Source organism: Nocardioides sp. YIM 152588, from assembly GCF_040191335.1.
In the GTDB taxonomy this organism is placed as follows: domain Bacteria; phylum Actinomycetota; class Actinomycetes; order Propionibacteriales; family Nocardioidaceae; genus Nocardioides.
Genome location: NZ_JBEGDJ010000009.1, coordinates 1 through 11,778 on the forward strand (window position 1 = coordinate 1; position 11,778 = coordinate 11,778).

Annotated in this window: 10 protein-coding genes; 2 read left to right on the top strand and 8 right to left on the bottom strand. The window is 73.0% G+C overall.

Going from position 1 to position 11,778, the window contains the following annotated elements; genetic code table 11:
• The coding region (locus tag ABLM29_RS06715) for a mannosyltransferase YkcB-related protein (RefSeq protein WP_502889181.1) at nucleotides 1-840 on the top strand (840 nt) is incomplete at its 5' end.
• Entirely contained in the window at nucleotides 837-2,081 is a 1,245-nt protein-coding gene (locus ABLM29_RS06720) for a bifunctional glycosyltransferase family 2/GtrA family protein (RefSeq protein ID WP_349713235.1), read from the top strand. The genes ABLM29_RS06715 and ABLM29_RS06720, both read left to right, overlap by 4 nt.
• Nucleotides 2,082-2,166: 85 nt before the next feature.
• Here the strand turns inward: ABLM29_RS06720 and ABLM29_RS06725 are convergent, their stop codons facing one another.
• Genes ABLM29_RS06725 through ABLM29_RS06760 form a run of 8 tightly spaced genes read right to left on the bottom strand, consistent with a single transcriptional unit; the run spans nucleotide 2,167 to nucleotide 11,547 of the window.
• Nucleotides 2,167-3,351, bottom strand: coding sequence for an aromatic ring-hydroxylating oxygenase subunit alpha (locus ABLM29_RS06725; protein WP_349713236.1), 1,185 nt, complete (start codon nucleotides 3,349-3,351; stop codon nucleotides 2,167-2,169).
• Nucleotides 3,352-3,368: 17 nt separating this feature from the next.
• The gene (gene solA, locus ABLM29_RS06730; protein ID WP_349713237.1) at nucleotides 3,369-4,517 is read right to left on the bottom strand and encodes an N-methyl-L-tryptophan oxidase; all 1,149 of its coding nucleotides are present in this window, start codon (nucleotides 4,515-4,517) and stop codon (nucleotides 3,369-3,371) included.
• Nucleotides 4,510-5,664, bottom strand: a complete 1,155-nt coding sequence (locus ABLM29_RS06735; protein ID WP_349713238.1) for an aromatic ring-hydroxylating oxygenase subunit alpha — start codon at nucleotides 5,662-5,664, stop codon at nucleotides 4,510-4,512. The genes solA and ABLM29_RS06735 overlap by 8 nt, the downstream gene beginning before the upstream one ends.
• Nucleotides 5,661-6,680 carry an ABC transporter ATP-binding protein gene (locus ABLM29_RS06740; protein ID WP_349713240.1) on the bottom strand — a complete coding sequence of 340 codons (1,020 nt, stop codon included), beginning with the start codon at nucleotides 6,678-6,680 and terminating at the stop codon, nucleotides 5,661-5,663. Before ABLM29_RS06740 ends, ABLM29_RS06735 begins: the two co-directional genes overlap by 4 nt.
• On the bottom strand, nucleotides 6,677-7,645 hold the full coding sequence (locus ABLM29_RS06745) for an ABC transporter ATP-binding protein (protein WP_349713241.1): 969 nt from the start codon (nucleotides 7,643-7,645) through the stop codon (nucleotides 6,677-6,679). Before ABLM29_RS06745 ends, ABLM29_RS06740 begins: the two co-directional genes overlap by 4 nt.
• Nucleotides 7,642-8,547, bottom strand: coding sequence for an ABC transporter permease (locus ABLM29_RS06750; protein ID WP_349713242.1), 906 nt, complete (start codon nucleotides 8,545-8,547; stop codon nucleotides 7,642-7,644). The genes ABLM29_RS06745 and ABLM29_RS06750 overlap by 4 nt, the downstream gene beginning before the upstream one ends.
• A 23-nt stretch (nucleotides 8,548-8,570) precedes the next feature.
• Entirely contained in the window at nucleotides 8,571-9,620 is a 1,050-nt protein-coding gene (locus tag ABLM29_RS06755; RefSeq protein ID WP_349713243.1) for an ABC transporter permease, read from the bottom strand.
• Nucleotides 9,621-9,657: 37 nt separating this feature from the next.
• Nucleotides 9,658-11,547 carry an ABC transporter substrate-binding protein gene (locus tag ABLM29_RS06760; protein WP_349713244.1) on the bottom strand — a complete coding sequence of 630 codons (1,890 nt, stop codon included), beginning with the start codon at nucleotides 11,545-11,547 and terminating at the stop codon, nucleotides 9,658-9,660.
• Nucleotides 11,548-11,778: the final 231 nt, after the last annotated feature.

Sequence of the window (11,778 nt, forward strand, 5' to 3'; positions counted from 1 at the left end):
CTGTGGCGGCACCGCGACGGCGTCGTGGCCGGCCCGGCCGCGGCGCTCGCGGTCGTGGTCACCGCCGTGATGGCGTTCGTCCTGCTCGGGCGCAGCCCCGACTTCCTGCCGTGGCTGCGCTGGGTCGTGCTGGTGCTCGGGATCGCCGCGGCGGTCGTTCTGGCCGGCCTGCGCTGGCTCCCCCCGCGCCTGGTGGCGGCGGCCGCCGCCGTCGCGGTCGTGGCGGGCCTGGCCGGCCCGACGGCGTACGCCGTCCAGACGGCCGGCACCGCGCACACCGGGTCGCTGCCCACCGCCGGTCCGAGCACCGGCGGCGGGTTCGGGGGTCGCGGTGGTCCCGGCGGTCCGCCCGGCGACGGCGGCGCCGGAGGGCGCCCCACCCCGCCGCAGGGCCAGCAGGGTCAGGCCGGCCCGATGGGCGGCGGGCCGCCGGGCGGCCAGGCGGGCGCCCAGGCGGGCGGTGGCGCCGGGGGCCTCCTCAACGGCAGCGACCCGAGCGCCGAGCTGACGGCGCTGCTCGCCGCCGACGCGGACGACTACACCTGGGTGGCGGCGGCCGTCGGCTCCAACAACGCGTCCGGCTACCAGCTGGCCACGGAGGAGCCGGTGATGGCGATCGGCGGCTTCAACGGGTCGGACCCGAGCCCGACGCTGGCGGAGTTCCAGGACCACGTCGCGGCCGGCGAGATCCACTACTTCATCGGCGGCGGGGGGTTCGGCCGGTCGATGGGCGGCAGCGGCGCCAGCAGCGAGATCGCGGCCTGGGTGCAGGAGAGCTTCGCGTCGACCACCGTCGACGGCGTCACCGTCTACGACCTGACGACGGGCACGGCGTCGTGACGACCGCGCAGCCCTGGGAGCAGCCGACCGTCGGCGCCGGGCCCGACGCCCGGTCGGCGACCACCACGGTGGAGGTCGTCATCCCGGTCTACAACGAGGAGCGGGACCTCGCCCGGTCGGTCGAGCGGGTACGCGAGCACCTGCAGACCCTCCCCTGGACCGCGCGGGTGACGATCGCCGACAACGCGAGCACCGACGGTACGGCCGTGATCGCACGCCGGCTGGCGCACGCCCACGACGACGTCCGCGTCGTCCACCTCGCCGAGAAGGGGCGGGGACGCGCCCTCAAGCGGGTCTGGTCCGAGTCGGACGCCGCGGTGCTCGTCTACATGGACGTCGACCTGTCGACCGACCTCAACGCGCTGCTGCCGCTGGTGGCGCCGTTGATCTCCGGCCACTCCGACCTGGCGATCGGCACCCGCCTCGGGCAGGGGTCGCGGGTCGAGCGCGGCCCGAAGCGCGAGCTGATCTCGCGCGGCTACAACCTGCTGCTGCGCGGCACCCTGCGCGCCCACTTCTCCGACGCCCAGTGCGGCTTCAAGGCGATCCGCGCCGAGGTGGCACGCGAGGTGCTGCCACTGGTCGAGGACGACGCGTGGTTCTTCGACACCGAGCTGCTGGTGCTCGCCGAGCGGGCCGGCCTGCGGATCCACGAGGTACCGGTGGACTGGGTCGATGACCCCGACAGCCGGGTCGACCTCTGGCGCACGGCCCGCGACGACGTACGGGGCATCCTGCGGGTCGGCCGGGGCCTGCTCTCCGGACGGCTGCCGGTGGGCGAGGTCGCCGAGCGCGTCGGCCGGGCCTCGGCCGACGCGGGCGGCGGGCGGCTCGGCATGCAGGTGGTCATGTTCGGGCTCGTCGGCGTCGCCTCGACCGTCGCGTACGCCGTCCTGTACCTGGTGCTGCGGGGGCCGTTCTCGCCGTTCACGGCGAACCTGCTCGCCCTGCTGCTCACCGCGATCGCGAACACGGCCGCCAACCGCCGGGTCACGTTCGGCATCCGCGGCCGCCGCGGCGCGGTCGGCCACCAGGTGCGCGGCCTGATCGTCTTCGGTGTCGGGCTGGCCGTGACCAGTGGCGCGCTGTGGCTGCTGCACGCCTCGGGAACGCCGGGCGCGGCGGTGGAGGTCGCGGTTCTCACCGCCGCCAACCTGGCGGTGACCGTGATGCGGTTCGTCGCGATGCGGGTGTGGGTATTCACGCACCGTGTCCGCCCCAGGGGTGTCGTGGCGGGCTGAGGCATGCGTCGTCACATCCCGATTGGCCCCGAAATCGGCCTTCGGGGGGCCAATCGGGATGTGACGACGGCCCCGCCGCCCCGGCCTACTCCCGGATGGGCGCCACGTCGTGCACCGACTCCCCGACGTACGCACGGGAGACCAGCGAGACGAAGTACTCGACCGCGTCCTCGCTCGGCGAGAACGGACCCGGCGCGTAGTGGGGTGACTCCAGGCCGCGCTGGACCGACTCGCAGGCCGCCCAGTCCTGGCGGTTGGTGAGGTCCCAGAACTCCACGGCGAAGGCGGGGTCGGGCACGGTGCCGTCCGGTCCGGGGCGCAGGTACCAGGAGCACTCGATCCAGGTCCGGCCCGGCGCCAGCGGCACCAGCCGGTGGGTCATCACGTAGTCGGGGTGCGCGGAGACGAGCAGGTTGGGCAGCAGGTGGACGTACTCCACGGCGGTCGGCGCGACGCCGGGGATCGGGTGGCCGCCGGACTCCCCCGTCAGGGACATCGTCGCCATCCCGTCGCGCAGGTCCATCGAGCCACCCACCCACGCGCCGGGCAGGTCGTAGTTGTCGCCGGAGGTCGGCGGGCTGACCTGGCACAGCTCGGGGTGGATCAGCGGGCAGTGGTAGCACTCGTGGTAGTTCTCCGCGACGATCTTCCAGTTCGCGGCGATCTCGTAGGTGTGCCGGTCGGCCAGCCTCAGCGCGGCGGGGTCGTAGGGCTCGACGATCCCGCCCAGGTCCCCCAGCCACGCCTCGAACGACACCAGCTCGGGGTCGCCGAGCGGGCGCAGGGCGTGCCCGAAGACCCACCCCGCCCACAGGGCCACCGGCAGCTCCACCAGCCCGTACGCCGCCGCGTCGAAGCCGGGCTGGTCGCGGTAGCCGGGAGCGGCCTGCAGCTCGCCGGCGAGGTCGAAGGACCACGCGTGGTAGGAGCAGAGCACCGAGCGCCGCGCCGAGGCGTCGCCGTCCGGGAGCAGCTCGTGGGCGCGGTGCCGGCAGGTGTTGGCGAACATCCGGACCGTGCTGCCGTCGCGGGTGAGCAGCGCCGAGACGTCGCCGACCATCACCGCCCGCTGGGTCGCCGGCCGGCCGTCGTCGAGGTCGGTGGGCAACAGCTCCTCGAGCCTGCCCAGGCACGTCCAGCCGCCGGCGAACAGGTGGCGCCGCTCCCAGGCCAGCACCTCCTCGGAGGTGTAGGCCTCGGCGGGCAGCATCGCCGGCACGGCCCCGCCCCGCGCACGCACCTCGGCCTGCAGCCGCTCCAGGTCCCCCATGCCGGTCTCCTTGCTCCCTAGACGAGCCAGTGTGCCGCGAACGACGGGTCGGTGAGGGCCGGTCGGTCCAACGCGAACGTCGGGGACGCGGCCGCGCCCGGGTCGACGACGAGCTCGGCCAGCAGCCGCCCGAAGGTCGGTGCGAACTTGAAGCCGTGGCCCGCACCGAGGCCGACCACCAGCGACGGGTGCCCCGGCACCCGGTCGATGACGAAGTCGCGGTCGGGGGTGAGCGTGTACTGGCAGCGCAGCGACCGCACCGGCCGGCCGGCGCCGGGAAGGGTCCGGGCCACATGGCCGGCGAGCAGGTCGAGCATCGCCTCGTCGGGGTCGGTGCCCCGCGCGTCCGGGTCCACCGCCGGACCCCCGCAGTCCTGGGCTGCCTTGATCGTCGCCTCCCCGTAGCAGGGGAAGCCGTAGAAGGACGGCTCGTCCATCCAGATCCACAGCGGCATCCGGTCGGGCGCGAACTCCTCCGGCCGCTCGGGCCGGAAGTACGTCGCCTGCTCGAGCGTGACGGTCAGCGGCAGCTCGTGCCCCAGCGGCGCCAGCAGCCGGTTGGTCCAGGCGTCGGCGCAGAGCACCACCGCGCCGCACTCGTACGTCGTGCCGTCGGCCAGCGTCACCGAGGTTCCGGTGACCGCGGCCACCGCGGCGTTGCCGCGCAGCGCCGCGCCCTGCCCCCGGGCCAGCTCCTGCATGGCCGCGGTGCCGGGTCCGGCGGGGACGATCGCGCCGCGCTCCTGGTACAGCCCCACGGTGCCCTCCGGCAGCGTGAACTGCGGCCACCGGGCCTCGATCTCGGCGACGTCCAACAGCTCGAACGGGACGCCGACCTCGGTGAGCGCGTCGGTGTAGTCGATCATCGGGATCGCCGGGTCGGTCGGGAACAGGTCGAGCCCGCCGACCACGGTCACCAGCTCGCGACCGGCCTCGGCGGACAGGTCGGCCCAGTCGTCGTACGCGTCCTGGGTCAGCCGGACGTACTCGGGGGTGTGGTAGCTGTGCCGCAGGATGCGGCTGGTGTCGTGGCTGGCTCCCCGTGAGTGGCCCAGCTCGAACTGCTCCAGCCCGAGCACGCTCAGCCCGCGCCGGGCCAGCTGCCAGGCGGCCGCGGAGCCCAGGGCACCGAGGCCCACCACCACGGCGTCGTACCGCTCAGTCATCATCGTCTCCCTCGGGGGCGGCCAGCCGCGGCAGCAGCCAGCGGCGGATGTCGGCGGAGTCGTCCTCCATCGGCGCGAACCACCCGTGCGTGTAGGAGCGCGACGACATGCCGCGCTGCACGGACTCGCAGATCGCCCAGTCCTGCTGGTTCACCAGGTCCCACAGGTCACCCGCGTCGGAGGGGTCGAAGCCCGGGTCGGCCACCGCGGCGGGGTGGAAGAGCAGCAGGCACTCGATGCGGGTCCGGTCCACCGACTGCGGCGCGAGCACGAAGGCGGCGACGTGGTCCGCCGATGCCGAGAGCATCAGGTTGGGGTGCACCAGCTCGCCCTTGTGGCGCACCCGCTCGTCCTCGTCGAGGCCGGGCAGCGGCGCGCGGTCGGTGGTGCCCGACGTCGTGAAGGTCCACGCACCCTCGCGGTGCGGCACCCCGCTGTCCCAGTCGATGCCACCGCCGCCGCCACCGAAGGCCGGCACCAGCCGGGTGAGCTCGGGGTGGACCGGGCCGCAGTGGTAGCACTCGTTGTAGTTCTCGGTGACCACCTTGTAGTTGGCGGCCACCTCGTAGGTGAACCGCAGCCCGGTCACCAGCTCGCCCATCCCGTAGTTGGCCAGGGTCCGCGCGGGCCGCGCCATCGCCTCGGCCAGCGGCGCCGCCGGGGCGCCCAGGTGGACGAAGACGAAGCCCGCCCACTCGTCGACGGCGACCCGGTTGAGCGAGAAGTCCGGAAGGTCGGCCTCGGTGAGGTCGGCGTGCGGGGCCCTGATCAACGAGCCGTCGAGGCGGTAGGTCCAGGAGTGGTAGGGGCAGCGGAGCGAGCCCGCCGCGGTGCAGACGGTCTCCGCGCCCGGCACCGACGCGACCAACTGGGCGCCCCGGTGCCGACAGACGTTGTACGCCGCGTGCAGCACGCCGCCGTCGTCGCTGGTGACCAGCACGGACTCCCCGACCACGTCCACCACCGCGAGGCGGCGCGGCTGGTCCAGGCCGAGGTCGTCGCGGCGGCCGACGCAGAGCCACTCGCCGAACAGCACCCGGTCCCGCTCCGCGGCGAAGGCGGCGGGGTCGACGTAGAGCTCGCGCGGCAGCGCGGCCTGCAGCCCGCCCGGGCCGCCACCCATCGCGCGGCTCACCCCGTCGCTCACGACGGCACGCTCTGCCGGGCGGCGACCAGGTGGCAGGCGCAGCCGCCGCTCGCGGGCAGCACCGGCAGCAGCGCCCGTCGGCAGTCGACGTCGACGCCGGCCGCCGCGGCGGCGCCGGAGGCCAGCTCAGGGCAGCGCGGGTGGAACCGGCACCCGCCCGGGATGCGGGTCGGGTCGGGGATCTCGCCCTGCAGCACCACCGGCTCGACCCGATCGGTCTCGGGGACCACCGAGAGCAGCGCCTTGGTGTACGGGTGCTGCGGGTTGGTCAGCAGCTCCTCGGTCGGGCCCGCCTCGACGATCCTGCCCAGGTACATCACGGCCGTGCGGTCGGCGATGTTCCAGGCCAGCCCGAGATCGTGGGTCACCACGAGCACGCCCAGGCCCAGCTCGGCGCGGAGCCTGAGCAGCAGCGCCAGCACCTCACCGCGGATCGAGGCGTCCAGGCTGGAGACGGGCTCGTCCGCGATCAGCAGCTGCGGCTGGAGCGCGAGAGCCCCGGCGATCAGCACCCGCTGCCGCTGGCCGCCGGAGAGCTCGTGCGGGTAGCGGAGGAAGAGCCGCTCCGGCGGCCGCAGGCCGGCGGCGGACAGCGCGTCGGCGACCATCCGCTCCTCGGTGCGGTCCGCGCCGCGCGCCAGGCCGTGCAGCCGGATCCCCTCGGCGACGGAGTCGTAGACGGTGTGCCGCGGGTTGAGGGCCCCCGCCGGATCCTGCAGCACCATCTGCACCCGGCGACGCAGCGCCTTCAGCTCGCGTCCGCGCCGTCCCATCGGCTCGCCGTCGACGAGCACCTCGCCGCCGGTCGTCGGCTGCAGGCCGGCGAGCGCGCGCGCCAGCGTCGTCTTGCCCGAGCCGGACTCGCCGACGAGCGCGACGATCTCGCCGCTGCGCACGCTCAGGTCCACGCCGTCCAGCGCGGTGGCCACGGCGCCGCCTCGGGAGGTGAACGTGACGGCGACGTCGCGCGCCTCCAGGCTGAGTCCGTTCTCGGCCGCATCGATCTGGTCGTTCATGACTCTCCCACCCGGATGCAGGCCGCCGCTCGGGTCGGCCGCTTGAGCTCGAGGACCGGTTCGGCCGCGGTGCAGGCGTCCACGGCGCGCGGGCAGCGCGGCGCGAAGGAGCACCCGGCCGGCAGCGACCGCAGGTCCGGCGGATCGCCGGCCAGGCCGGCGGGCGCGTAGCGGGCGGCGGGGTCGCCCACCCGCGGGAAGGACGCGCCGAGCGCGGCGGCGTAGGGGTGCAGCGGGTCGGTGAAGACCAGGTTCGCCGGGCCCTGCTCGACCACGCGACCGGCGTACATCACGGCGATCCGGTCGCTCACCTCGGCCAGCACCGCCAGGTCGTGGCTGATGAAGATCATGCCGAGGCCGGCCTCGCGGACCAGCGTGGTGAGCACGTCGAGCACCTGCGCCTGCACCATCACGTCGAGCGCTGTGGTCGGCTCGTCGGCGATCACCAGGTCGGGCCGGCAGGCCAGCGCCATGGCGATCATCACCCGCTGGCGCTGCCCGCCGGAGAGCTGGTGCGGGTAGGCCTTGGCCCGCGCGGCGGGCAGCCCCACCTGCTCCAGCAGCTCGCCGACGCGGCGGTCCACCTCGGCGTCCCCCACGCCCGGCTCGTGGAGCCGGATCGGCTCCGCGATCTGCTGGCCGACGCGGCGCACGGCGTTGAGCGAGTGCAGCGCGCCCTGGAAGACGATCGACGCGCCCGCCCAGCGCAGCGTGCGCAGGTCGCCCCAGCGCATGGTGACGACGTCCTCGCCGTCCATGAGCACCCGGCCGTCGACGGTCGCGCTGGCCGGCTGCAGCCGCAGGATCGTGCTGGCCAGGGTCGACTTCCCGCATCCGGACTCCCCCGCGATGCCGAGCACCTCGCCCCGGTCGACGCCCAGCGTGACCCCGCGGACGGCGGGGACGGGACCCTCCTGGGTCGCGTAGGTGACCGAGAGGTCCTCGATCCGCAGCAGGTCGCTCATCGCTTCCTCAGCTTGGGGTTGAGGACGGCCTCGAGGGCCTGTCCGACCAGGGTGAACGACAGCACGACCAGCACGACACAGACGCCCGGCGGCACGAAGAACCACCAGGAGCCGGTGGTGATCGCGCCGACGCTGTAGGCGTCGTCGAGCATCGAGCCCCAGGAGACCCGGGTCGGGTCGCCGAGGCCGAGGAAGCTCAGCGTCGTCTCCGACAGGATCGCGACCGCGACGCACAGGGTCGTGTTGGCGAACACGAGCGGTACGACGTTGGGCAGCACGTGCCGGCGGAGCAGGTGGCCGTGCCCGGCGCCGAGGGCGCGGGACCGCTCCAGGTAGGCGCGCTCCTTGATCGAGAGCACCTGGCTGCGGATCAGCAGCGCGGTGCCGGCCCACGAGGTCACGCCGATCACGATCACGATGTTGAGCAGCGAGCGCCCCAGCACCGTGGCCAGCACGATGGCCAGCGGCAGGAACGGGATGGCCAGGAACCACTCGGTGACCCGGAACAGCGCCGCCCCGACGAAGCCGCCGAAGTAGCCCGAGGTCAGGCCGACCACGGTGCCGATCAGCATCGAGATCAGGGTGGCCATCAGGCCGACGAAGAGCGAGATCCGCGCGCCCCAGATCAGCAGCGTGAGGACCGAGCGCCCGTTGTCGTCGGTGCCGAGCCAGAACTCGCCCGAGGGCGGCTCGAGCACGCCGCCGGTGGCCTGGGTGACCTCCAGCCCGGAGCGGTCCGCGAGCAGCGGGGCGCCGACCGCGATCAGCACGAAGAGCGCCAGGACGACCAGCCCGACGAGGCCGCCGCGGTTGCCGCGGAACTCGGCCCAGCCGCGCGACCAGGCGGCCCGCCGGCGCCGGCGGACCAGCTGCCGGGAGGTGAGGGTGGGTGCCTCTGCCACGGTTCCTCCGTCCGGTGCCGCGCTCACGTGCGCACCCGCGGGTCGAGCCAGCCGTAGATCAGGTTGGCGCCGAGGTTGGCCAGGATCACGCCCGCCGAGGCGAGCAGGAAGACGCCCTGGAGCAGCCAGTAGTCGGGCACCGCCAGCGCGTCGGTGGTGAGCAGGCCGAGACCCGGGATGGAGAAGATGGTCTCGACCGTGATCGCGCCGGCGACGACGAAGCCGAAGTTCAGCGCCACCACGGTGGTGGTCGGCAGCAGCGCGTTGGGCACCGCGTGCCGGCCGCGGACCTGCACGTCGCGCAGGCCCTTGGCCCGGGCGGTGGTGAGGTAGTCGGAGCCGACCTCGTCGACCAGCGACCCGCGCATGATCAGCGCGTAGTCGGCCAGGTAGGCCAGCGTCAGCGTGAGCACCGGCAGCGTCAGGTGCCAGATCGTGTCCAGCACCCCGCTCAGGGTGCCGGGGTCGGCGTCCACCGAGTGCAAGCCGCCGGTCGGGAAGAGGCCCGGCAGCGGTCCGACCCCGACCGAGAGCGCCGCGATCAGCAGCAGGCCCAGCCACCACTCGGGCATCGAGTAGAGCGTGAGGGACGTGCTGGTCGAGAACCGGTCGAACGTCGAGCCGCGCGCCCAGCCGGCGCGGATCCCGAGCCACACACCGAGCGTCGCGGCGAGGACCGTGGCCGAGCCGACCAGCAGCAGGGTCGGCCAGAGCCGGTCGAGCAGGATCTCGGAGACGTCGCGGTGGTAGAGGATCGAGTAGCCCAGGTCGCCGTGCACCAGGTTCTTCAGGAACGTCCAGAACTGCTGGAGCATGGGCTGGTCGAGGCCGTAGGTGGCGTTGAACTCCGCGACCTGCTCCGGCGTGGAGAGCCGGCCGCGGCCCAGCGTGCGCGCCGGGTCGCCGGGGAGCACCCGGAACAGGAAGAAGTTGACCACCAGCATGAAGGCCAGGCTCCCGAGGGAGCCGAGGACCTTGGCGCCGGCGTACCGGCCGTAGCCGCCGCCCCTGCGGCGGCGCCCCGACCCCGCCTCCGCCGAGACGGCGGCGGGGTCGGCGGCGACTGTGCTCATCGTTGACTCACCCGAGACTCACCTTCGGACCCTCAGCTCACTCGCGGTCGCCGGCCGTGCCGCGTCGGCGCAGAGCGACGACCACGCCCAGGGCGGCGACCACGACCACGCCGAGACCGATCCCGACGACCGCGCCGGTGCTGATGCCGGACTCCTCGGAGGCCGAGGTGGCCTCGGTCGCGTCGGCGACGCCGCCGCAGTCGCCGGCGTCGGCGGCCGGCTGCATGTTGAGGTAGTTGTAGACGCCGTACTGGAAGAGCCACACACCGCCGGGGTTGGGCTGCTGCACCAGGCAGGCGAACCGGTCGGTGCGGAACGCCTCGCCGACGGTGTTGTAGGCGGTGACCAGGTACGGCGAGTCCTCGAAGACGAGCTGCTGCATCTCCTTGACGATCTCGACGCGGGCGTCGGGGTCGGTCTCGGTCAGCTGCTCCTCGTAGAGGGCGTCGTACTCCTCGCTGCAGTACCAGGAGTCCGACCAGTTGCCGCGCTGGTCGCACGTCATGTAGCTGAGCATCGACGTCGGGTCGGGCTCGACGTACCAGCCCCACTGGAAGGCGTCGAAGTCGCCGTCGAGGATGACGTTGGTCAGCTTGCTCGACTCCATGCTGACCACCTCGGAGTCGATCCCGATGTCACCGAGCCACTCCTTGAAGAAGTTCATGGTGTCCAGCGACGTCGGCGACTCGGCGCGGGCGATGAGCCGCAGCGTGCCGATCGGCGAGCCGTCCGGCATCGTGCGCAGCCCGTCGCCGCCCTCGGTGTAGCCCGCCGCGTCGAGCAGCTCGCCGGCCTTCTCCGGGTCGTAGGAGAACGCGTCCTCGCCCTCGGGCGCCCAGTGATACTGGTACGCCGGGGGCACGATCGTGGAACCGGGCAGGCCGGCGCCCTGGTAGACCTTCTCGATCAGCTGGTCGTTGTCGATGCTGTAGCCGAGCGCGTGGCGGAAGTCGGCGTCCAGCAGCGCGGGGTTGCCGTCGCCGATCGGGTCGCCGGTCTTGAGGTCGACGGCACCGACGTTGAAGGCGATCTCGTCGAAGCCCGGGGAGTCGCCGTTCTGGGCGATGATCGAGTCCTCGCCCTCGAGCGCCCGCACCTGGAGCGCGCTGATGCCGTCGGCGAAGTCGACCTCGCCCTTCTTCAGGGCCTGGACCAGCGGGTCCTCGGACTTGTAGACGCGGAAGACGACCTCGTCGAGGTGCGAGGCCCCCTTCCAGTAGTCGGGGTTGGCCTCGAACTTGATCGTCGAGCCGCCGGCGCTGCCGTCGACGAGCCGGAACGGCCCCGAGCCGACGACCGGCTCCCCGCCCTCGGGCTCGTTCTTGTAGCTCTTGACGTCCTTCTCGCTGACGTCGGCCCAGACGTGCTCGGGGATGATCGGGATCGGGAGCAGCGGGAGGCTCGAGCTCGGCTTCTCCAGCTCGAGCACCAGCGTGGTCGCGTCCGGCGCGGTGATGCTGGTGACGTTGGCCAGGTAGGAGCCCCACGTCGCCCGCTCGGGGCCGCCGTCGAGCACCCGGTTGTAGGTGAAGGCGACGTCCTCGGCGGTCAGCGGCTCACCGTCGGACCAGGTGGCCTCGTCGGTGATGTCGAAGGTCCAGGTGAGGCCGTCCTCGGAGGTCTCCCACGAGGTCGCCAGCGACGGCTCGACCGCCATGTCGTCCATCGAGTAGGTGATCAGGTAGTCGTACATCAGGGCCCACATCTCGAACGAGGTGGCCTCGATGCCGAGGAACGGGTTGAACGAGTCGGCCTCGTTGAGCACGCCGACGGTGAAGGTGACGTCGTCGTCGGCCGCCTGTGCGGGGCCCGCCGGGGCGAGCGCCAGCCCGGGTGCCAGGAGCCCCAGACCCAGGGCGCCGGCGGCCAGCCCTCTCGCCAGCCGCGACTTCCGCGGACGATTGCCGGTACTTGCTCCACTGCCCATGTGCGCTCCCTGCTCGGACGTGTCGGGACGTCATCTCGCGGCTGTCGACCGGTCGTCGCGCCGTCGGGACGCCGTCGAGGAATTTCCTACTACAAGCGGAGCGAAAAAAGTTGCCTCAAGACCAAATTGATATGGGAATCGTCCGCCGCGAAACAGTTTGGAAACCGATTTCGACGTGAAATCTCGGTTTCGAGACGAAATCGGCATTCCGGAATGGGCCTCCGGCGGTTA